The 21071-nt window shown below is 37.3% G+C and carries 20 protein-coding genes; 13 read left to right on the forward strand and 7 right to left on the reverse strand.

Features of this window, described 5'->3' with window-relative positions; all coding sequences use genetic code 11:
* Nucleotide 1 precedes the first annotated feature (1 nt).
* Together A9G10_RS12715 and A9G10_RS02060 are read right to left on the reverse strand one after the other, a co-directional pair.
* Complete coding sequence (locus tag A9G10_RS12715) at nt 2–2422, reverse strand: McrB family protein (RefSeq protein ID WP_143425950.1); 2421 nt, start codon at nt 2420–2422, stop codon at nt 2–4.
* A gap of 198 nt (nt 2423–2620) precedes the next feature.
* On the reverse strand, nt 2621–2956 hold the full coding sequence (locus tag A9G10_RS02060; RefSeq protein ID WP_065558029.1) for a winged helix-turn-helix transcriptional regulator: 336 nt from the start codon (nt 2954–2956) through the stop codon (nt 2621–2623).
* A 187-nt stretch (nt 2957–3143) separates the two neighbouring features.
* Here A9G10_RS02060 and A9G10_RS02065 point away from each other — a divergent pair, with 187 nt between their 5' ends.
* Nucleotides 3144–3779, forward strand: coding sequence for an NAD(P)-dependent oxidoreductase (locus A9G10_RS02065; protein ID WP_065558030.1), 636 nt, complete (start codon nt 3144–3146; stop codon nt 3777–3779).
* A 107-nt stretch (nt 3780–3886) separates the two neighbouring features.
* Here the strand turns inward: A9G10_RS02065 and flhA are convergent, their stop codons facing one another.
* The 5 genes from flhA to flgA all read right to left on the reverse strand — a co-directional run bounded on the left by flhA (nt 3887) and on the right by flgA (nt 8754).
* On the reverse strand, nt 3887–5974 hold the full coding sequence (gene flhA / locus A9G10_RS02070) for a flagellar biosynthesis protein FlhA (protein WP_065558031.1): 2088 nt from the start codon (nt 5972–5974) through the stop codon (nt 3887–3889).
* An 8-nt stretch (nt 5975–5982) separates the two neighbouring features.
* The gene (gene flhB, locus A9G10_RS02075) at nt 5983–7122 is read right to left on the reverse strand and encodes a flagellar biosynthesis protein FlhB (protein WP_065558032.1); all 1140 of its coding nucleotides are present in this window, start codon (nt 7120–7122) and stop codon (nt 5983–5985) included.
* A 142-nt stretch (nt 7123–7264) separates the two neighbouring features.
* Nucleotides 7265–7699, reverse strand: coding sequence for a flagella synthesis protein FlgN (locus A9G10_RS02080; RefSeq protein ID WP_065558033.1), 435 nt, complete (start codon nt 7697–7699; stop codon nt 7265–7267).
* A 26-nt stretch (nt 7700–7725) separates the two neighbouring features.
* The gene (gene flgM / locus A9G10_RS02085; RefSeq protein ID WP_065558034.1) at nt 7726–8022 is read right to left on the reverse strand and encodes a flagellar biosynthesis anti-sigma factor FlgM; all 297 of its coding nucleotides are present in this window, start codon (nt 8020–8022) and stop codon (nt 7726–7728) included.
* A 72-nt stretch (nt 8023–8094) separates the two neighbouring features.
* Nucleotides 8095–8754 carry a flagellar basal body P-ring formation chaperone FlgA gene (gene flgA, locus A9G10_RS02090; protein ID WP_081298968.1) on the reverse strand — a complete coding sequence of 220 codons (660 nt, stop codon included), beginning with the start codon at nt 8752–8754 and terminating at the stop codon, nt 8095–8097.
* A gap of 153 nt (nt 8755–8907) precedes the next feature.
* Between flgA and flgB the strand changes: the two genes are divergently transcribed.
* From flgB to A9G10_RS02155, 12 genes are all read left to right on the forward strand, one after another.
* Nucleotides 8908–9318: a flagellar basal body rod protein FlgB gene (gene flgB / locus A9G10_RS02095; protein WP_065558036.1), complete on the forward strand. Its 411-nt coding sequence runs from the start codon at nt 8908–8910 to the stop codon at nt 9316–9318.
* 5 nt (nt 9319–9323) lie between these two features.
* Nucleotides 9324–9728, forward strand: coding sequence for a flagellar basal body rod protein FlgC (gene flgC / locus A9G10_RS02100; protein ID WP_065558037.1), 405 nt, complete (start codon nt 9324–9326; stop codon nt 9726–9728).
* A gap of 13 nt (nt 9729–9741) precedes the next feature.
* Nucleotides 9742–10461: a flagellar hook assembly protein FlgD gene (locus A9G10_RS02105; protein WP_065558038.1), complete on the forward strand. Its 720-nt coding sequence runs from the start codon at nt 9742–9744 to the stop codon at nt 10459–10461.
* A 17-nt stretch (nt 10462–10478) separates the two neighbouring features.
* Nucleotides 10479–11690 (forward strand): flagellar hook protein FlgE, encoded by a 1212-nt coding sequence (gene flgE / locus A9G10_RS02110; RefSeq protein WP_065558039.1) that lies wholly within the window; start codon nt 10479–10481, stop codon nt 11688–11690.
* A 14-nt stretch (nt 11691–11704) separates the two neighbouring features.
* On the forward strand, nt 11705–12460 hold the full coding sequence (locus A9G10_RS02115; protein ID WP_065558040.1) for a flagellar basal body rod protein FlgF: 756 nt from the start codon (nt 11705–11707) through the stop codon (nt 12458–12460).
* A gap of 15 nt (nt 12461–12475) precedes the next feature.
* On the forward strand, nt 12476–13258 hold the full coding sequence (gene flgG / locus A9G10_RS02120) for a flagellar basal-body rod protein FlgG (protein ID WP_065558041.1): 783 nt from the start codon (nt 12476–12478) through the stop codon (nt 13256–13258).
* A 9-nt stretch (nt 13259–13267) separates the two neighbouring features.
* A complete protein-coding gene (locus A9G10_RS02125) occupies nt 13268–13960 on the forward strand; it encodes a flagellar basal body L-ring protein FlgH (RefSeq protein WP_065558042.1) in 693 nt (230 codons plus the stop codon).
* Nucleotides 13961–13971: 11 nt separating this feature from the next.
* Nucleotides 13972–15081 (forward strand): flagellar basal body P-ring protein FlgI, encoded by a 1110-nt coding sequence (locus A9G10_RS02130; RefSeq protein WP_065558043.1) that lies wholly within the window; start codon nt 13972–13974, stop codon nt 15079–15081.
* 16 nt (nt 15082–15097) lie between these two features.
* Nucleotides 15098–16141, forward strand: coding sequence for a flagellar assembly peptidoglycan hydrolase FlgJ (gene flgJ / locus A9G10_RS02135; RefSeq protein ID WP_065558044.1), 1044 nt, complete (start codon nt 15098–15100; stop codon nt 16139–16141).
* Between the two features lie 678 nt (nt 16142–16819).
* On the forward strand, nt 16820–19390 hold the full coding sequence (locus A9G10_RS02145; RefSeq protein WP_065558046.1) for a T6SS effector phospholipase Tle3 domain-containing protein: 2571 nt from the start codon (nt 16820–16822) through the stop codon (nt 19388–19390).
* Nucleotides 19387–20142: a T6SS immunity protein Tli3 family protein gene (locus A9G10_RS02150; protein WP_065558047.1), complete on the forward strand. Its 756-nt coding sequence runs from the start codon at nt 19387–19389 to the stop codon at nt 20140–20142. Before A9G10_RS02145 ends, A9G10_RS02150 begins: the two co-directional genes overlap by 4 nt.
* Complete coding sequence (locus A9G10_RS02155; RefSeq protein ID WP_065558048.1) at nt 20139–21008, forward strand: T6SS immunity protein Tli3 family protein; 870 nt, start codon at nt 20139–20141, stop codon at nt 21006–21008. Before A9G10_RS02150 ends, A9G10_RS02155 begins: the two co-directional genes overlap by 4 nt.
* Nucleotides 21009–21071 lie beyond the last annotated feature (63 nt).

The following is a 21071-nucleotide window of genomic DNA, read 5'->3' on the forward strand; positions in this document are numbered from 1 at the left end:
ATTATTTATATGCAATCTTAATAAGTTTCATTGCTTTGTTAAGTTTATCTTTTTCATCAAACCAATACTCTTCCAATAAAGGTTTAATTTCTGTATCAATAATATTTTGATACCAAACTAAACCTTCACTTTTCGGTATAGCTCTATGATGAGTTAAATAACTATGACCAATAGCAAAAGCACTTCCTAACATTCTATCTTGAGCAATGAATTCATTTAATTCATTCATTCTTTCTCTTATTTCTTCTAAAAGCTTACTATTGAGCCCTGTTTTTTTAATCATATAGCGTAACCATTTTTCTGAAAAATTAGGATCTAAAGTAAAAAACGCAAAACGTCGACGTAATGCAAAATCGACTAATGCTAAAGATCGATCCGCTATATTCATCGTACCAATGACATATAAGTTATCGGGAATATATATTCCGTTTTCTTGTTCACGGCGATAGGTCAATTCTAATGCTTCACTCGGTATTCGCTTATCAGCTTCAAGCAGCGTTAGCATTTCACCAAAAATCTGTGCCGGATTACCTCGATTAATTTCTTCAATAACCATAACATATTTAGATTGAGGATCATTTCTGGCTTGATGAATTATCTCCAAAAATGGACCATCGATCAGCGCTAACTTACCTTCACTGGTAGGGCGAAAACCACGAATAAAATCTTCATAAGATAGATTAGGATGAAATTGAATTGCTCGAATATTATTTGAATCTTTATAACCAATAATAATATTAGCTAACCTTTTAGCTAACCAAGTTTTACCTGTACCAGGCGGGCCTTGTAAAATGATATTTTTCTTTTTTGTTATACTGGATATCATTTGTTGCAATTGCTGTTTATCGATAAAACAGTCTTCTTGAATTAAATTTTTTAATGTATAAGGATGCCTAACAAATAATGGATCATCAATTAATGGTGCATCAATATCTGGTTCATTTTCCATGATTTCTCCTCTTTTTCCATCAATATTATGATTAAGTAACCGATATTTACCATTCCCCAAAAACTGAAAAAATTTTTTATCTTTCATTCGTTGTAAAGTGTAAGTTAACAAGTTACTTGTAACTCTATTATTTGGAAATTCCTCCTCAAGTTGTTGTCCGTATTTATCCAGCAACTCTTTACAATTAAAAACATTACTTCCGTTATCTTGGCAAAGCTCTTGGATGAATTGTAATAATATAATTTGCCATTGATTATTAGATGCTAAATTTTCATTAATTAATGTGCGATTTTCATATTTACGTAGTGCAGTGAAATAAAGCTCAGGAAAAGAGTGAATAGGAAAGTAATCTTCGTTAAATCTCATTGCTAAATCATCGAGCAATTTTAGGTAAACATTACCATTAAAATGCTCTTTAGATAATCGATCATCTTTTATCAACTCCAATTCATCAGTAAGATAAGTTTTTGAAGCCTTATCCAATACGACATAGGCGTGAGGACGAATCCAAAATAAACCACTTGTTAATTGCCATGGAAAATATGACTGCGACATGATCAAGTCAAATTTTTGTTCAAACTCATCTCGATAGTTTTCATCAGCATTAGAAAACTTCAGTGCAGTAGCATAAAATTCCCACAAATTATCAATCTCTTGTTGTTGATTTTCAGAGTTGGTAAAAAACCAAGACAATTGATTATTAAGTAATGGTATGCCCTCAAAAGAGTTAGGGACGGATTCTTCAATATTAAGAAATTCAGCCCACTTTTTTGCAATTTCTATTCTTGTCGTTTCTTTAATATGTCGATTAAATGTTCCTAATGCAGTAAATGGACAAATATCCTGTAAACCTTTATCGAGTAAATAAGAAAGCTTAAACTCGGTGGCCAGCTGATTGACAAATTCCATTAATATTGAACGTTTGCTTTTGTCTAGATAAATTAATAAATTATCTGCAATAGCTTCATAAAAACGTACCCAACTGAACAATTGGGTACGATTGGCAACATCACCATAACGTGATCGCCAATAAGGCGCATTCCGAAAATAGTCAATATCCTGTGGTTCATTATAGAAAGTAAAATTGATTAATTGTTTTGATAACCATTCATCATCTTTAACACTCCAAATAGTGGCTATATTGGTATAGAAAAACCATTTTTTATTTAGATTCCCTTTTTGCCAATTAACTTTTAATAACTTTCCATCACCATAATTTTTTGTCACAATGCCGGTTGCTTTAATCTCCATGACCGAAACAGCTTGACCTTTATTATCAAAAGGTAAATTCTTTTTTAAGTTATAAGTGGATTTAATCGCAACTCGATCACCAACTGAAATGGTACGTACGGTATTTAAGTATTTATTATCGTAACCATTTTCCCAAATACCTAATCTAACAAAACGTTCTGTTTGGTCTTCACCACCATTAAACTTAGCGCTTAAAAACCAATATGTTTTTATTGCTTCCAATATTTTTCCTTTCAAAAGTAGATAATCTATTGTAAAGATAAATTTTAGAAACGAAGTTTAACTTAAAACAAGATAAAAAAGTGAACAAATCTAATTAAATATGTGATACAGGTCAAATTTTCAAAAAAAATACTTAAATAACCATTAATATCATTAAATATAATTGACAAAAAATAGCTTTTTATTCATGTTAAAAACCTATTTCTTAACACACTGCCTTAACTTATAAGCACTTCCCCACTCTAACATGGCGTCATGCACTTGTTTTAAACTTTGTCCAACATCGGTTAAAGTATATTCCACTTTCGGTGGTACTTGGGCATAGACTTTGCGATGAATTAATCCGTTTTTTTCCATGGCACGTAGGTGCTGGGTTAACACTTTTTGCGATATTCCGTCTAAGGATTTTTTTAATTCTCCAAAGCGTTTTGTACCTGTTAATAAATCACGAACAATTAAGACTTTCCATTTATCGCCCATTAACATAAGCGTAGTTTCGACTGGACAAGGGGGTAAATTTTCATTGAGAGACATATTAAAAATCCTTTAAATTCAATTATAGTATTAATTTGGTAACTATATTACTGTTTAGTACCTACTTTACAATAGATACTTAGAATATTAATCTAAAAACATTCATTACTTAAAGATTTTTCTTAACATAACCTAAAACCAGAATCCAACAATATTATTAAATTGAAAAGAATAAAGGAGTAAAAAGATGAAAATAGCTGTTATTGGTGCAAGTGGTAAATCTGGCAGTCTGATAGTTAAAGAAGCAATTGCACGTGGGCATGATGTGACGGCAATTGTCCGTAATCCAAATTCTCATGTTAATCCTAATGCAAAAATCTTAGTTAAAGATCTGTTTGATCTGACTTATGAAGATTTGAAACCTTTTGATGTTATTGTCGATGCATTTGCAACATGGAGCCTTGAATCACTTCCTCAACATCAAACTAGTTTAAAACATTTAACCGATATTTTAAGCGGTAAACCTAACCGTTTATTAGTTGTTGGTGGTGCAGGTAGTTTATATGTCAATCCTGAACATACTGTTCGTTTAGTTGATACACCGGAATTTCCAGAAGAGTTTAAACCATTAGCTAATAATATGGCTAAAGCGCTCGATGAATTAAAAAAATGTCAGGATGTGAACTGGACTTACTTAAGCCCAGCTATTGAGTTCATTGCCGATGGCGCAAGAACAGGTCACTACAAAGCAGGCGGTGAACAGGTCTTATTCAACACTCAAGGAAAAAGCCAAATTAGCTATGCTGATTATGCCATAGCCATGGTTGATGAAGCAGAAAATGCCAAACACATTAAACAACGTTTTACAGTAGTGACAGAATAAGATAAAAATCTATTTTATATAGTGAACAGCTAATGCCTGTTCACTATATGATAGCGCTTTTTATTGCTGAATTTTCAATTTAAGCGTGATTAATCAAATTACTGGTACTATTCTACACCAATTTGACAAGTCATTTTGATTTCTCGATTATCCGTGATTTCTAAGTTTGACAATACCACAAGCTGTGGAAAATGGGGTCTTAAAAATTGTGAAAGCATCGGTCTTAATGTGTGGTTAACCAAAAGTACAGGCGGTGCACCAATGGCATCTTGCTGATTTAAAGCCTGCTTAACTTGTTGAATAATATGATCCGCTAATCCCGGCTCAACATTACTGGTATTTTGGAGTGCTTGTAACAACAATCGCTCCAAATTCACATTTAAACCAATGACATTAATTGCTCCATTGCCCGGAAACCATTGTTGTGTTATCACTCTTCCTAATGCTATTCGCACTAAGCTAAGTAATTGATAAGCATCGTTTTGATTTGGTGCATGTTCACTTATGGTTTCGATAATTGTGCGCATATCACGTATTGACACTTTTTCGGCAATTAAATTTTGGAGTATTTTATGAAAAGTCGTTAACGTAATAACGCCCGGTATAAAATCCTCCACCAATTTTGGAATATCTTGTTTAACATGATCCAGTAACTCTTGTGTTTCCACTCGTCCTAATAAATCACTGGCGAACTGTTGTAACAAATGATTAAAATGCGTCGCAATCATGGTGCTGGTATCAACAACGGTATAACCTAAGATTTGAGCATTTTCTTTATTGCTAGCATCTATCCATACCGCAGGCAAACCAAAAGCAGGCTCGGTAGTGGCTATTCCGTCAATGGTTTCTGCCACATTACCCGGATTAATCGCTAACCATTTGTTATTTACGATTTCACCTTTCCCTATTTCCCCCCCTTTTATAAACAACTTATATTGATAAGGGGCAAGAGATAAATTATCTCGAATATGAACTTGAGGTGGCAAAAAACCAAACGTTTGAGCAAACTTTTTCCGTAAACTGCGTATCCGACCCAATAATTCACCATTCTGAGTCTGATCTACCATAGGAATTAACCCATACCCCACTTCCATTGCTAAAATATCTTCAATACTGACATCCGACCAAGATGCTTCAATATTACTGGGTGTCGTCGCTTGCGTATCAACTTGCTTAGTGCTGGCAGTCGTATCATTTTTTTTCTGCTTGTTAATCCACCAAGAAAGCAAAATTAATATTGCAGTAAACAGTAAAAACACCAGATTTGGCATACCCGGAATCAAACCCAATAATCCAATGACAACCGCAGTCAAGATTAATACTTGTGGATTTTTAAACAACTGGTTTAGCATCTGTTCACTGATGTTTTCTTGTGATGTGACTCTTGTCACGATCACGCCAGCAGCCGTTGAAATAATTAAAGAAGGGATTTGAGCAACCAGACCATCACCAATAGTTAATAATACATACGTTTGCCCCGCATCCGCTAGTGCCATACCATGTTGTACGACCCCAACTAACAGCCCGCCGATAATGGTAATTGCCATTATCAATAAGCCAGCAATGGCATCACCCCGAACAAATTTACTTGCCCCGTCCATTGAACCATAAAAATCGGCTTCTTGGGTGACTTCGGCTCGGCGTGCTTTGGCTTCGTCTTCACCAATTAATCCAGCATTAAGATCCGCATCAATAGCCATTTGCTTACCGGGCATACCATCTAACGCAAAGCGAGCCCCGACTTCGGCTATTCGCCCGGCCCCTTTGGTGATAACCATAAAATTAATAATCACCAAAATGATAAAAACTACAATACCTATCGCAAAATTACCACCTACCAGAAAATGACCAAAGGCTTCAATCACCCGACCTGCGGCATTACTGCCAGTATGGCCTTTTAACAGAACAACCCGCGTTGAGGCAACATTTAATGACAAGCGTAATAAAGTCGCAAACAGTAACACAGTTGGAAAAGCCGCAAAATCAAGTACACGCTTAGTAAACAATGCCACAATCAAAATAATGATTGATAACGCAATATTGAAGGTAAAAAACAGGTCTAACATAAATGCAGGTAAAGGTAATACCATCATTGAAAGAATCAATAAAATCAGCAGTGGACCTGCTAAAATCTGATAATGCCCTTTTTTAAGCCCATTGGTTGATAAAAACGAAACTATTTTATTTTTAATCATGTGATTAATTACCGCCTTGGTTGATTTTCTGCTAATGATTCAGGTACTGGCAAATTGTTAGGTGTCATCGGTTTATCACCGCCATATTTATGCCACCGTTTTAATTGATAAACCCAAGCAAGAATTTGCGCAACAGCTGTATATAATTCGGTTGGAATGGTCTCGCCAATTTCGCCATAACGATACAAAGCCCTAGCTAGTGGTGGCGCTTCTAATTGTGGAATATGATGTTGATTGCCAATCTCCTTAATTCTTAAAGCAACCAAATTCGTTCCTTTTGCCAATACCTTAGGGGCGATCATGGTTTTTTCATCATAATGTAAAGCAACCGCATAATGCGTCGGGTTGGTTACAATGACATTTGCTTTAGCGACATCTTTCATCATGCGACGCCTTGCCATGGCTTGCTGCATCTGCCGAATACGGCCTTTTATTTGAGGATTTCCCTCTTGCTCTTTAAACTCATCTTTAATTTCCTGTTTTGACATCATCAGTTTTTTTAAATTACTCCAAATCTGATAAAAGATATCAAAGCCAACCATAGGAATAAGTGACAACACCATAAATAACCCACAAATTAAAATAAGATCTATCGCTTTAGTTAATGCGCTATTTAGGTACATTTTGGGAAGAGAAAGCAGGTTTGGAAACAAGTCTAATAATAACAATGAAGCAGCTAGGGTAATTAATATGACTTTTAGCATACTTTTAAATAATTCCGCTAAAATTCGTCGACTAAACATCCGACCAAAACCAGAAATCGGATTCAACTTTTTAAAATTGGGTTTAATTGATTGCCAACTAAATAACAAACCACCCACACAAAGCGGCGCCACAATAGCAAAGATAACCAATGCAAAAAACAGAGGAACAATAGCCCAAAAGCCTGCGGTCATCAACTCAATCAAATTTGTCAGAATACGAGATTCATCATTTACACGAAAAGAGACTTGCATCGCTGTTTTTATCATGATGATTAACTTTTGGACTAATGTAGAACCCATTAACCAAAATAGCATAATGCCCACCAACAAAATAATGACGGAAGTCAATTCTCGTGAACGGGGTATCTGTCCCTTCTCTTTAGCTTTTTTAAGTTTGCTATCGGTGGGGCGTTCGCTTTTATCTACATCACTTTCATTAGCCATGATGGGGGTTAATAGTATCTAACTGTCTAAATAGAAATAAAATAGTCACAGTATGAACTTAACACACTAAAGTTATTGGCTTGATTAAACGACAAATTAAGGTGTATTTAACGCGTTTGCAGTGAACACACCGCAATCATCATTAAACTTTTGCTCGTTTTGATGAGATTGTTTCGGTTTGTTGATAACCATTATTGGTATAAACAACCGGATTATGAATACTTTTTAAATGATCGATAGTTTGCTGAGTACGATGCATACGATTTTGAATAATCAAACCATTATCACGATTGATATTCGCTAATAACCGCGTAGTAGTTGTAATGGATTGCCATTGCTCTGCCAGTTCTGGATTTTCACTATAGGGGGAAGATAAATTGAGTTGTTTACTGGTATTAATTCGTTTTTCATCTAATAATTTTAATTCGATAAGTAATTGACTCTTTTTATTAATGATTTCATTAAGTTGATTGATAGAACTGTTTTCAATAAGCACTTGTTGCTCGGTCTGCAAAATGTCTGAAAGTGTTTGTAACATGACGGTTATTTTATTTAAGATGTCATTTAATTCTAACATTTTTATTTCCTTTCAAACTTTACTTACTATTCAATATTTTCAATCATCTGTTTGATAAGTTCATCAGCTATTTTTGTGGTGTTTATCACTAATTTACCTTCAGTAATAGCCTGTTTTATACTTTCAACTTTTTCCATGTCAATATCATTATGCGTAGACTGTAAAAGCGATAAAGTATTTTGACTTAATGTCACATTAGCACTGCTGGTCAGGCTATTTTTTGTCTGCTCAGATGATCGTGGGCTTTTTGGTTGCTCATTGATAACATCACGATTAAGTAATCCTGCTATTGTCGTTACCGATTTAGTCGCGTCTATACTCATAAAATACCTTTGATCAAAAATTTAATGATTTGTTTAGTCTAATTATCGGCAAAAATAAAAAAATCATTAATTTTATTTATCGAAAATTGTCACACCCGCTTGCGTAACAATACCTTCAACAATATTGCCAGAATTAAGTTTTACACTAATATGATCATCTAAGGCACCGTTATTAAGAGATTTACCTTTTGTCGCAATCACATACCCCTCTCCATTAATCAACACTTTCACCATTTGACCGGCCTTAATGTGCCAATTTTGTTGTAGCATTGAAGTTCGAATTGGCTCATCAAGATCGATGTTACGTAAAGCAATATGATTAATAATGTGCTGCTTATTTAAAATTACCGAATTGGCTAGAAGATCAAGTCGTCCCAACTTTGACCGTATCAATGCATCAGTAATGATAGTTCCTGCACTGATAGGTTTATCTGCGACAAAATAACGTCCCTCAGCACTGACTTTTATTTGCAAATACTGAGTTTTATTACCACATTTAACGCCAATGGTCATCGTACCCCACTGTTTTTTATTATTCAGTAGCGTAATTTTGGGCTCATCACACATTAACTGCGGTTTAGGCGAAATATAAGATATTGAAATATTATCGACAGGAACCGTTATATGTTTTGAAACTAAATCATTCACCGCTCTTTCAAATGAATCAGCCATCGCCATATTGGTCACCAATAATAGTGAAATAAGCTGTATTAATCTAAAAACCTTAATCATATTTGCTTGTTTTAAAATTATTTGTAAGCCGATTTTACTGTATGAACAATTTTATTGAATGTTGAAATAAAGACAATTTTTGTTGTTATTTATACGATGAATTTTTTTTGATTCACATAAAATTTTAAATATCAAACAAAGTGAGACGATTTTATGCTGAATAAATTAGACACCTTTATTAATTTTCATCAACAAGCATTAAATGTACGTGAAAAAAGACAAACTATCTTAGCATCAAATATTGCTAATAGTGATACACCGAATTATCAGGCTCGTGATATTGATTTTAATGCCGAATTAAAAAAAGCACTAACTCATCAGAATAATCGCCATCACCTACAACTTAATGTAACGTCGAATCAACATATACAGATCAATGCACCTGCTATGACAAATGTAAATATGCTTTATCGTATTCCTTATCAAGCATCCGCTGACGGTAATACAGTCGAAATGGATCAAGAACGCACAGCATTTATGGATAACAGTATCCACTATCAAAGCAATTTAACTTTTTTAGGTGAACAATTTAAAAATGTAATATCTGTATTACAGCAAGGATAATCAGTATGAGTTTTTCAATTTTTGCAATTTCTGGCTCGGCCTTAATGGCACAAACTCAGCGAATGAATGTCAGCGCCAGTAATTTAGCTAATGCTGACAGCATCACCAGCACCTCAGGAAAAGCATACCAAGCAAAACAAGTTATTTTTCAGGTGGATAATAACGGTGAACAAAATAGTATTGCTGGCGTTAAAGTCGCCCAAGTGATTGAAGACCCGGCACCCATGAACTTAGTTTATGAGCCACATCATCCATTAGCCGATGAGAAAGGTTACATCCAAAAACCCAATGTCGATGTTGTTGCCGAAATGGTCAACACCATATCTGCATCACGCAGCTATCAAGCCAATGTCGAAGTCATTAATACCGCCAAAAGCCTAATGTTAAAAACACTGACATTAGGTCAATAGTAAGGAGTGATAGATGGGTGTAACAAATGTGTCTGTATCCGAATCGGTAGGTGTAAACGGCATTCAAACCAAACAAAAAAGTACAACTGATGGAAATTCGAGTAAAGAATTACAAGATAACTTTTTAACGCTACTGATTGCCCAGATGAAGAATCAAGATCCAACCAACCCAATGGATAATAGTCAATTAACCTCGCAACTTGCTCAAATTAACACGTTAGCGGGGATTGAAAGATTAAATACTACGCTTGGTATGGTATCTGGGCAAATTGACGATAGCTTATCGGTCAATGCCAGCAACATGATTGGTAAAGGGGTAATGGTACCTGGCAATAAAATTTTAGTGGCGACCTCTGAGCTTGAAGGTAGTGATAACGAAACCGAAACCATTACCACACCATTTGGTTTTGAGCTAATGCGCGATGCGGATTCAGTCATCATTACGATTTTAGATGAAAATGGTAATGTCGTACGTGAAGTCGATTTAGGTTCGATTCCTGCTGGAGTTAGCTCCTTCACTTGGGACGGTCAGCTAAACGATGGCACCACCGCCCCAGATGGCAGTTATACCTTTTCGGTCAATGCCAGTTACGATGGACAAAAAGTATCTTCAACGTCACTTGGCTATTCGGTTGTCTATGGTGTGATAAACAGTAAAGTTAATAATAAAGTATTACTCGATTTAGGAATACTTGGTTCAATTAGTATTGACGAAGTACGTCAAATTCTTTAAAAGGGGATAAAATTCAAATGGGATTTTCTCAAGCAATTAGCGGCATGAATGCTGCATCAAAACAATTAGACGTCATTGGTAATAATATTGCCAATTCTGCAACCGTTGGCTTTAAAAGTGCGAGTATCTCATTTGCCGACATGTATGCCGGATCAAAAGTTGGTATGGGTGTGAAAGTTGCAGCCGTCATGCAAAATTTTGGTGACGGAACAACAACCGCCACTAACAATAGTTTAGATGTTGCTATTTCAGGCAATGGTTTTTTTCGCTTAGTGGATAGTAGTGGACAAATTTATTACAGCCGTAATGGTCAATTTCAATTAGATGCGGAGCGCAATATTATCTCGGCGGATGGTTTGCAACTCACTGGCTACTTAGCCACAGGAACACCGCCACAAATTGCACAAGGTGCAGCACCGGGACCGCTTAAAATTTCACAAGAAATGTTAAATGCTGCCGCCACGACAAAAGCATCATTACAAACTAACTTAAACTCAAATAGTACAGTACCTGAAAAACAGCCCATCAATGCACTTGATGCCGATACGTTCAACTACTCAACAACGCTGACAACTTACGATTCGCTCGGTAATCAACGTAATGTACAACTGTTTTATGTCAAAACAGCCGACAATCAATGGGATGTGCATTATCTTGACAGCAGCGATCCGAATGCAACATTACAAAAAATGGGGCAAATGGAATTTGATTCATCCGGTAAATTAATCAGTGATCCAGAAATGACCGTAAATATTAACGGTATTAATGGCTCGGCTGACAACACGTTTACACTATCACTGGCTAATAGCTCTCAACAAAATATGGGCAAAGAAGTAGGCAGTATCAAAACCCCTGTCGTTGATGGTTATGCACCGGGTGACTTAGTCGGGTACAACATCAATAATGACGGATCGATTTACGGTATCTATTCTAACCAACAAACCATGTTGTTAGGTCAAATTGCGATGGCGGATTTTGCCAATGTAAACGGACTAGAGTCAGCAGGCAATAACAATTGGCGTTCAACACTCCAATCAGGCGCTGAAGTATTAGGTATTGCAAACTCAGGTACGATGGGCGCATTAACCAGCGGTGCAGTGGAATCATCCAATGTGGATATGAGTCAAGAATTAGTCAACATGATTGTTGCCCAGCGCAATTATCAATCTAATTCGCAAACCATAAAAACGCAGGATCAGATACTCAACACATTGGTTAACTTGCGTTAATTGAGGAATAAATTATGGATCGCGTTATTTATACCGCCATGTCGGCAGCAAGTCAGACACTTCATCGGCAATCGATAACCAGTAATAACCTAGCCAATGTTTCAACATCGGGGTTTCGTGCCCAATTAGCCGCAATGAAAGCGGTGCCTATTGTTGGCAGCACTATGCCAACCCGAACAATGGTCACGGCAACCACTCCCACATTTGATGCCAGTATGGGGGCATTTAATTATACTGGTCGAGAATTAGATGTTGCTTTAGCCGAAGATAACTGGTTAGCAGTACAACTTGCCGATGGTAGTGAGGCTTATACCCGTAATGGTGCGATCCAAATTGATGAAGAAGGTACATTGCGTGTGCAAGGATATCCTTTAATGGGTGATGGCGGTGTACTAACCGTTCCGCAACAATCAAAAGTCAGTATCAGTTCAGACGGGACTTTATCAGCTTTAGGCGCAGGTGATAAACCGACCACCATAGCCCAAGTGGGTAAAATTAAAAAAGTCCAACTTAAACCCAACGAAATAATTCGGGGTGATAATGGCTTGTTTCAATTGACTGAACAAACACGCAATGCCCGTGGCGCCGTATTACCCGATAATCCCAATGCCAAATTGATGTCGGGCGTATTAGAAGGCAGTAATGTTAATCCCGTTGTCGCAATGGTTGATTTAATCAGCCACTCTCGCCATTTTGAAATGCAAATGAAAGGGATCACAACCGCTGATGAAAATGCCCAAAAAGCGAATCAAATATTATCACTGACTTAATTAGGAGTATCACCAATGATTAAATCACTCTGGATTGCCAAAACCGGTTTAACCGCACAACAAATGAATATGGATATTATTTCCAACAATTTAGCCAATGTCAGTACCAGTGGTTTTAAACGGCAAAGAGCGGTATTTGAAGATCTACTCTATCAAACTGTTCGCCAACCGGGTGCACAATCCTCAGAACAAACTACCTTACCGTCAGGCTTGCAAATCGGTACAGGGGTAAGACCGGTTGCTACCGAACGAATTCACAGCCAAGGTAATTTAGAATTAACCGACAACAGCAGTGATATTGCTATTAATGGACAAGGCTTTTTCCAAGTGCTATTACCCGACGGCACTCAAGCTTATACTCGTAGTGGCGCATTTCAAGTTAACCAAAATGGACAACTCGTCACCGCCAACGGTTATGAAATTCAACCGACCATTAATATTCCCGCAAATGCGATTAAAATGACGGTCGCGCGTGATGGTATTGTCAATGCCACCCTTGCTAATCAATCCTCGCAAGTGCAAGTAGGTCAACTGACATTACACACCTTTATTAATGATGCGGGGCTTGAAAGCATGGGAGAAAATCTTTACTTAGAAACCGAAAGTTCTGGTGCGCCAACTGAAAACACCCCCGGGCTAAATGGTGCAGGATTGCTATACCAAGGTTATACCGAAACATCGAATGTCAATGTTGCCGAAGAGCTGGTAAATATGATTCAAGTACAACGTGCTTATGAAATTAACAGTAAAGCGATTTCAGCATCCGATCAGATGCTACAACGATTAAATCAGTTATAAATTAATACCATGATAAACGTGATAAAATCCCTGTATATCGTGATCGCTACGCTGTGCTTAGTGAATTGCGCACAATTACCAAAAAAGCCATTAGTCAAAGGCGAAACAAGCATCGTTCCGCAAATGCCAGAAATTGTTAACACCAGCGGCTCTATCTATCAAGCAGCACAACCAAGTAATTTTGGTTATCAACCCATGTTTGAAGATCGCCGTCCACGCAATATTGGTGATGTGCTAACTATCGTGTTACAAGAAAACGTCAGCGCTAGCAAAAGCTCATCAATCAATGCCGGACGTAACAGTTCATTGAATTTAGGGGTAAAAGCTGTGCCCACTTTTTTAGATGGACTGGTTGGACGGGGAAAAGTCGAAACAGACATGTCTGGCGGTAATGATTTTAAAGGTTCTGGAGGAGCAAACGCTAAAAATACCTTTAGTGGTACTATTACTGTCACCGTACAAGATGTCATGATAAACGGCAATTTAAAAGTCATTGGTGAAAAACAAATTGCGATTAATCAAGGAACCGAATTTATACGATTTTCAGGTGTAGTTAACCCTCGAACAATTAGCGGCAATAATACCGTTATCTCAACACAAGTAGCCGATGCCCGTATTGAATACGTCGGAAATGGCTACATCGATGAAGCACAAACAATGGGTTGGCTACAGCGTTTATTTCTCAATCTTTCACCGTTTTAACGAGTTTTAGCATGATAAAAAAAATACCTACTCTTATCTGTTTTATCTTAATGATGATTTTAGCGATACCTTATAGTTACGCTGAACGCATCCGTGATCTAGTCACCATACAAGGGGTACGTGATAATGCATTAGTGGGTTATGGCATTGTGGTAGGACTTGATGGAACGGGCGACCAAACCTCACAAACACCGTTTACGATTCAAAGTATCACCAATATGTTGTCTCAATTAGGTATTACTGTTCCAACAGGCAGCAATATGCAACTTAAAAATGTTGCTGCGGTTATGGTTACGGCAAAATTACCTTCTTATGCACGTGTAGGACAACAAATAGATGTCGTGGTATCTTCACTTGGTAATGCCAAAAGTCTACGAGGGGGCACATTAATTATGACGCCGTTAAAAGGCGCAGATAACCAAGTTTATGCCATTGCTCAAGGTAATCTATTTTTGGGTGGCATGGGCGCAAGTAGTGGCGGAAGTAGCGTAAGTGTCAATCAATTAGCTGGTGCGACAATCCCAAATGGTGCAACGATTGAACGTGAATTAGCCATGCGATTAGATGAACAAGACATTATTCACTTACATCTGAATCAATTCGATTTTACTCGTGCCTTAAAAATCTCCGAAGCGATTAATAAATTACAAAAAAACAGTGCTGTGGCACTGGACGGTACGACGGTGACAGTCAAAATGCCTGTTACCAGTCAAGAACGGGTTAAATTATTATCACGAATACAAAATCTTGAAATTGGTGCTACGCCGATCTCAGCCAAAGTTGTCATTAATACTCGTACTGGGGTTGTGGTCATGAATCAAAAAGTCCAGCTGGATAACTGCGCTGTCGCGCATGGTAACTTATCGGTTGTCGTCAATAACAAACTCAAAGTTAACCAACCCAATACACCTTTAGCGGGTGGGGAAACAGCGGTCACACCTGAAACACAAATTGCGGTTGAAGAGCAAGGTGGTGCATTGCAAAAAGTCACTGCAGGGGTGAATTTAAATAGTGTGATTAAATCGCTCAACTTATTGGGTGCCAATCCGACCGAATTAATGTCAATCCTTGAAGCACTTAAAAAAGCCGGTTGCTTACATGCTTCGTTAGAAACCATTTAGATATAAAAAATAGAATATGAATAATCTGATTAATCAATCTGTTCACCGTTTTGCCTATGATGTAAATGGATTAAATCAATTAAAGCGCGATGTGGCAAAAGGGACTAATCAAAGTATTAAACAAGTTGCCGAACAATTTGAAACGCTATTTATTAATATGATGATGCAATCAATGCGTAAAGCAGTGCCGGACAGTGGATTATTCAATCAACCTGCAACCCAACTCTTTACATCGATGTTTGATCAGCAAATTGCTCAGCAAGCAGCGGGTAAAGGGTTGGGGCTTGCTAATATCATCACCAAGCAACTCACGCATGGCAAACCTTTGTCATCAAATATATCGTCATCGGGCACTATTCCTATTCAACCTCAAAAATCGTCGCAACAACCTAACCTTAAACTTGCACAATCTTTATTTAGCAACGCATCAGCGACAGTCACGCCCGAAGCATTAGGACAAATGCTTTATCATAGCCATAAAATCGATAATGCATCAAAAATAAATGCATCTGAACTCACATCGTTAAAACCTGCCGATAAGGCAAATCAAGATCATGTAACCGCATTTGTCAAAGAATGGATTGTTCCTGCTCAACAAGCTTCAAAAAGTTCAGGTATACCTTACGAAGTTATCATTGCACAAGCCGCATTAGAAACCGGTTGGGGACAAAAACTGATTAAAACCGCAGATAACCAATCAAGCCATAACTACTTTGGTATCAAAGCCACGCCAACATGGCAAGGTAATGCGACTCGATTAACAACACAAGAATTTATCAATGACCGAATGATAAAAATTCAAGATAATTTCAAAGTCTATACCAGTAAACAACATGCATTAACCGACTATATTAATCTATTAACCCAAAGCCCTCGCTACCAAGCGGTGGTCAAAGCACCCGATGCAAGAACCGCCGCCAAAGCATTACAAGCAGCAAAATACGCAACCGATCCCAACTACAGTGACAAACTCATACAAATTATTGCCCGTATAGAACAAATTGCTCAAACACACCCCACCACCCATGTAACAAGTTTTAAACGAATTATGTTTAATTGATTGACTAAAAAAACCAATCTAACGGATAACGTTTTACCATTAGCAACCTTTTTTAAAACACAATATGGGTTGTTTATAAATGCAATAACCGCATAGTCATAAATGCCTTATATTGTTAGTGATCGCCTTGATTGCTAACAAGCTACTCACCTTGTTTAAACACTTATCTCGATAATTTTAATCAAAAAAAAAGTTGCATTGTTGAAAAAAAAGACGTATTTTAACTAGACTAATTTTTATACTGATAGTTATCTAATTCGGTAAAAAATTATCACTATCGAACACCAAAGGAATGCACAATGAACACAAGGAAATCGACAATAAACAAGCAAAATTTTTTAATCAACGTTTTGTCGCTTAATCACAATTTGTTCACCATTGTTAATTTTAAGCAATTGTCGATTTTATTCATGTCTGTCATTAACCATAACAGGTTACCCCTAAAACTAACCACCTTTCGCGTTTTATCAATCAATCATGTTAAAACAACCCTTTTTAAAAATTGGTTGAAAAAACTCAATAAAAATACCAATAGTCTTAAACAATCCACTCAATGGCATTACGTATTTTATCAATGGTATAGAACATCAGCTCATGGATTAAATAGTGAAAAAATCAAAATTAACAATAACAAAAATAAATCAATTATAGTAAAAAGATTACCCAAGGAGTTAATTTATGACGGATAAAAATAGCTATGATGATGTCATTGCCTGTGTTGAAGGCGTAATAGGAGTACCGGAAAAATCGACTGATGTCATGAAAACCCACGTCGTTGATGTACCTGCACCATTGCCATGTATTGTTATTTTAATTCACGGCGTTAACGATGTAGGCGAAGCATTTCCTAATTTAGATAAAGGCATTTGTGCGGGGTTAAACAAACGTTTAGGACGTAACGATTTAAAACCCAATAAATGGAAGTGGACGCAAACCGACCATGAAAATTTTTCGCCCAGAATGCAAATGTTTACAGAATGGACAGAACCCAAGATAATTAAGGTGCCATTAAAACCGTGTGAGGAAAAACATAAAGGTAACTCGCCAATTATCCCTTTTTACTGGGGGTATCGACCGGTTGATATTGATAGTTATTACACTGAACAAAAAGCGTACGAAGAACGACTAAAAAAAGATAAAAAAGCCGAACTACCCTATGATGCTTATTGGGTTGAACGTGAAACCAAAGAACTAAAAGACATGTTTGGTTTTTCCAAATTAAGCAGTGATCAATTTGGTAACTGGATCGATCACCTTTTTACGCGTAATGGTGGACCGTTTTCTGACGCCACCACCTGCATACCCGATATGTACGGTCCCGGTTTAACGTCTATAACAAATTTCGTGGCTACATTAGGGTCACCAAAAGGGTCAAAAGCTTATGAAAATCCGCACCGAATTTATATGGTATTCGCTGCTTATCGATTAGCTAAATTAATAAAAGAGATTAGGGATGATGACAAATTAAAACATGCGCCAATTAATATTGTTGCCCACAGCCAAGGCACCATTATTACTATGTTAGCTAATCTAATGCTTAAAGACGAAAATTACTTACCGGCAGACTGCGTGATTATGGCTCACTCACCGTATGCGTTTGATGGCACATTTTTAGAAGGGCAATCAAAAGAACTGGGCATGGCGGTACAAACCAATAAAGCACGGGAACAAACCTTTATCAATTTTGTAGATGCTATCGAACAAGGACAGAATTTACGGGAAAAGATGTTTAAAGATCCTAAGGTATTAATCGAAAAATATGTGGCATCGCCCCCAATAAAACCCGATTTACTCAATCCTGCCACGCCTGATTACGATTTTACCAATCCGCTGTATTGGCGTGACAATTTCGGTAAAGTGTATAACTACTTTAGTCCTAATGATCAGGTCGTTTCGTTAAGAAGCATTCAAGGAATGGGTTGGCAAGGTATACCGAACTACGTTTTTAAACAGTGTGGGGACAAATTAAGGCAACGTGCCTTTGGGCATGGTTTTCCGGTGGGTGAAAATCCTGATAAGTTTATTTTTTTTAGACCCAGTGGAACATTCAAGATTGATTTGCCCACATATATTGATAGAAAAGCTTTGCACAACAGATATTTAGAAATTGTTAAAGGTAATAAAACTACAGTGAGAGTCTTTTTAACCCAAGATGAAATTTCGCTAATTAATCAACATAATCCGGTTAAAAATGGTCGTTACTATAACGGCTATTACGATATACTCAAAAGTAAACTCGTTATTCAATACAAAATAAATGACGAAGACTTAGAACGATTAAAACAAGATCAACAATCCGGGCTTTATTCGCCAACAGAAACAGGGGCAGATAGTGTTTTTGATGCTAACCTATACAGTAATGCTAGCTACGCAGTAGAGGAGCAGTTAAAAGTAAATGGCGAACAAGTACCTATCCCCATTACCTACACCGGCTGTGGAAAAAGCGCACAGACTGAGTTAGCCAAAGCAATTTATTATCATGATCAGTTTATCCAACAAGATAAATATAGACATTACGAAAATGATTATAAGAAATCGGAACATTATAAGCCTTACCCGAAATATACATTTGAATATCGGGGACCTAATCGCCCCAAAAAGCCATGGAGAGGATTGGCACCACATACCAATATTATCGATCTTCATTACCAATGGAAAAAAGATCGAGAAGCAGAGCACCCTGAATGGAAAAACGTTGCCCACTTCCGATTTACCGACGACCCTTATAAATTCGAAGTTTGGTGTTTTCCTGATGAAGACGAAATCAGACAAAGGATTTATGAAGACGTAAAAACCCAAGCATCTACACCCGTGGATAGCAGCCACCACTCTGGCATAACCCTACACGAACAGGTACCATCGCATATTATGGCGTATGACCTTGCCCTTGGCGAAGTCAGTATTGCAAGTAAAGCCAATCAGCGAACTTGGCATCGGCTAATTAATAATGCCGACTGGCGGTCGCGTCAAAATGAAGAGAAAGAAACAATAATCTACCAAATTTCGGGTATTTTACCTGATGGAATTAAGAAGAGTATGAATCTTTTAAAAGGCACTGTACCTAAGAGCGTAGTGAATGAATTTAGGTTTGTTGGTTCGTTAGAAGGGACTTACTCGCTAATGAAAGATACTTTCACCAGCTCACCAACTAAAATCCCTGATATTCTTAAAAAACACTACCCATATATGTTTGATGAAGATATACAATGGCCAATGCCTGAACCTATCACCAAAAGGAGAAATAAATGATTATTCTAGCAATATTGCTTACCTTAATTGGAGGAATAAGCTTTTCTTGGTTATCCATTAAGCGACATCATTTGGGCTGGCAAGTACTCAGCTATCTTATCTATATTTTTAGCATACTCGCTATTTCACCCATTACCGATTTGCAAGAGCAAAAATATGTTAGTCCTTCGCAAATTGTCTATCGGTTTGACGAAAACCGTTATCTGTTATTAACCGGCTACCGTTGTAATGGACAAGTCTATTTTATTGATGATAAAGAGCAAGTCTATTATCGTTTAGCGGCTCACTCACAACGAATTTATACCGAACCCTATCGTCACCCCGCTAAAAACTATATTTCTGTTCCTTTATCAGATCTGTCGGCTATTGATATTTCTATTGACGGTGGGCGTTCCTTTAGAAGCATTCATTTAGCGAATAGGTACTGGTTAGGCAATCATGATTCTCCCCAATACGATGTAGTTAATGACCAAGCCTTTATTTTAGCTAAAGATGGCAATGTACATGCCTCGGAACGCCCTTTTGGCACGAAAGCGCCACATATGTTATCTAAATGGGATCAACATAAAAAAATATTAGGTCGCAGTCAAATCATTCCCGACACCATTCCCCCGATTCCCGATGATTACACCGGATGGGACAAAATGCAGTGCGATTTTGATGCCGATGAAGTTAAATTACCCAATAATCTGTCTTTATTGACGGTCTTTCAACAATGGCTAGGCACTGCCAAATCAGGAACTTATCAATGAAACAGACATTCGTTAAATTATGTATTATGTTATTTGCTGTGCCAGTTGTACTGATTGGTATTTTATCAATCATTGCCCCTTTTCCAAGTTCAGAGCCGATGCCACTGCGGCCACCTAAACCCGAACCGCGCGACGGGTATCAACTTTTTTATAGCATTGCCCGAAACGATGAAGTGCTGGATAATTCATTCTATTATGTCAGCACCAAACGGCAGGTGATTTACCGCTATGATGCTGACCGCTACCTTGAACTGCAAGGCGAAAATTGCAGCGGGCATATTTGGTTTCATGACGATAAAAATAATATTCATACCTTAATTCAAAAACGGTTTTATACCGCCTATGACTTACCTAAATATCACTATTACAATCCCGGCAAGCAGTATATTGCCATTCCTACTCAAAATTTAACCGATTTTGCCGTTTCGGTTGATGGTGGGCGGCATTTTATTATTGCCGTGGTATCCCCCATGGCAGCGGTACCCGGTGATGAAGTCGATTTCTTTATTGGTGTGGATGATTCGCCTATTCAAGGAATTTATGACAAACCAGGAAACTACAATACTCCTATTACCATTTCGGGCAATACCGGCTATTTTGTGTTAAAAAATGGCGAGGTAATATTTGGTGCATCCTATGATTATCAGTATATTAATTATGGGCAAGGTTTAAGATATAACCAATTTTATTATCCTTCCGCCGCTTTTTCTGATGAACGGATTAGAGACGGCTCTAATTTTGGTGCTTATAAAAGACTTCTATATAATCAAGAATATAAAAATCGGGTTGAGTCAATGAAACATATCCAACCCAAACCTTACCAAGGGTGGGATAAAATTCGTTGCGAAGTCGGGGCGGAAAAATAGTCATGTTAAGTATTGCCCTTATGTCCCCCCTTACAGGGGGCTGGATTTTTGCTAACACCCTGT

The sequence above is a fragment of the Gilliamella sp. wkB308 genome (assembly GCF_001690185.1).
GTDB lineage: Bacteria > Pseudomonadota > Gammaproteobacteria > Enterobacterales > Orbaceae > Gilliamella > Gilliamella apicola_I.

Coding starts and splice junctions, on each gene's coding strand:
- A9G10_RS02080 (WP_065558033.1), bottom strand. CDS start 7,699: ATGTTAGAATTAAATGACATCTTAAATAAAATAACCGTCATGTTACAA.
- A9G10_RS02105 (WP_065558038.1), top strand. CDS start 9,742: ATGGGTGTAACAAATGTGTCTGTATCCGAATCGGTAGGTGTAAACGGC.
- flgJ (WP_065558044.1), top strand. CDS start 15,098: ATGAATAATCTGATTAATCAATCTGTTCACCGTTTTGCCTATGATGTA.
- flgA (WP_081298968.1), bottom strand. CDS start 8,754: ATGATTAAGGTTTTTAGATTAATACAGCTTATTTCACTATTATTGGTG.
- A9G10_RS02150 (WP_065558047.1), top strand. CDS start 19,387: ATGATTATTCTAGCAATATTGCTTACCTTAATTGGAGGAATAAGCTTT.
- flgC (WP_065558037.1), top strand. CDS start 9,324: ATGAGTTTTTCAATTTTTGCAATTTCTGGCTCGGCCTTAATGGCACAA.
- flgM (WP_065558034.1), bottom strand. CDS start 8,022: ATGAGTATAGACGCGACTAAATCGGTAACGACAATAGCAGGATTACTT.
- flgE (WP_065558039.1), top strand. CDS start 10,479: ATGGGATTTTCTCAAGCAATTAGCGGCATGAATGCTGCATCAAAACAA.
- flgG (WP_065558041.1), top strand. CDS start 12,476: ATGATTAAATCACTCTGGATTGCCAAAACCGGTTTAACCGCACAACAA.
- A9G10_RS02060 (WP_065558029.1), bottom strand. CDS start 2,956: ATGTCTCTCAATGAAAATTTACCCCCTTGTCCAGTCGAAACTACGCTT.
- flhB (WP_065558032.1), bottom strand. CDS start 7,122: ATGGCTAATGAAAGTGATGTAGATAAAAGCGAACGCCCCACCGATAGC.
- A9G10_RS02145 (WP_065558046.1), top strand. CDS start 16,820: ATGACGGATAAAAATAGCTATGATGATGTCATTGCCTGTGTTGAAGGC.
- A9G10_RS02155 (WP_065558048.1), top strand. CDS start 20,139: ATGAAACAGACATTCGTTAAATTATGTATTATGTTATTTGCTGTGCCA.
- flgB (WP_065558036.1), top strand. CDS start 8,908: ATGCTGAATAAATTAGACACCTTTATTAATTTTCATCAACAAGCATTA.
- A9G10_RS02125 (WP_065558042.1), top strand. CDS start 13,268: ATGATAAACGTGATAAAATCCCTGTATATCGTGATCGCTACGCTGTGC.
- flhA (WP_065558031.1), bottom strand. CDS start 5,974: ATGATTAAAAATAAAATAGTTTCGTTTTTATCAACCAATGGGCTTAAA.
- A9G10_RS02065 (WP_065558030.1), top strand. CDS start 3,144: ATGAAAATAGCTGTTATTGGTGCAAGTGGTAAATCTGGCAGTCTGATA.
- A9G10_RS02115 (WP_065558040.1), top strand. CDS start 11,705: ATGGATCGCGTTATTTATACCGCCATGTCGGCAGCAAGTCAGACACTT.
- A9G10_RS02130 (WP_065558043.1), top strand. CDS start 13,972: ATGATAAAAAAAATACCTACTCTTATCTGTTTTATCTTAATGATGATT.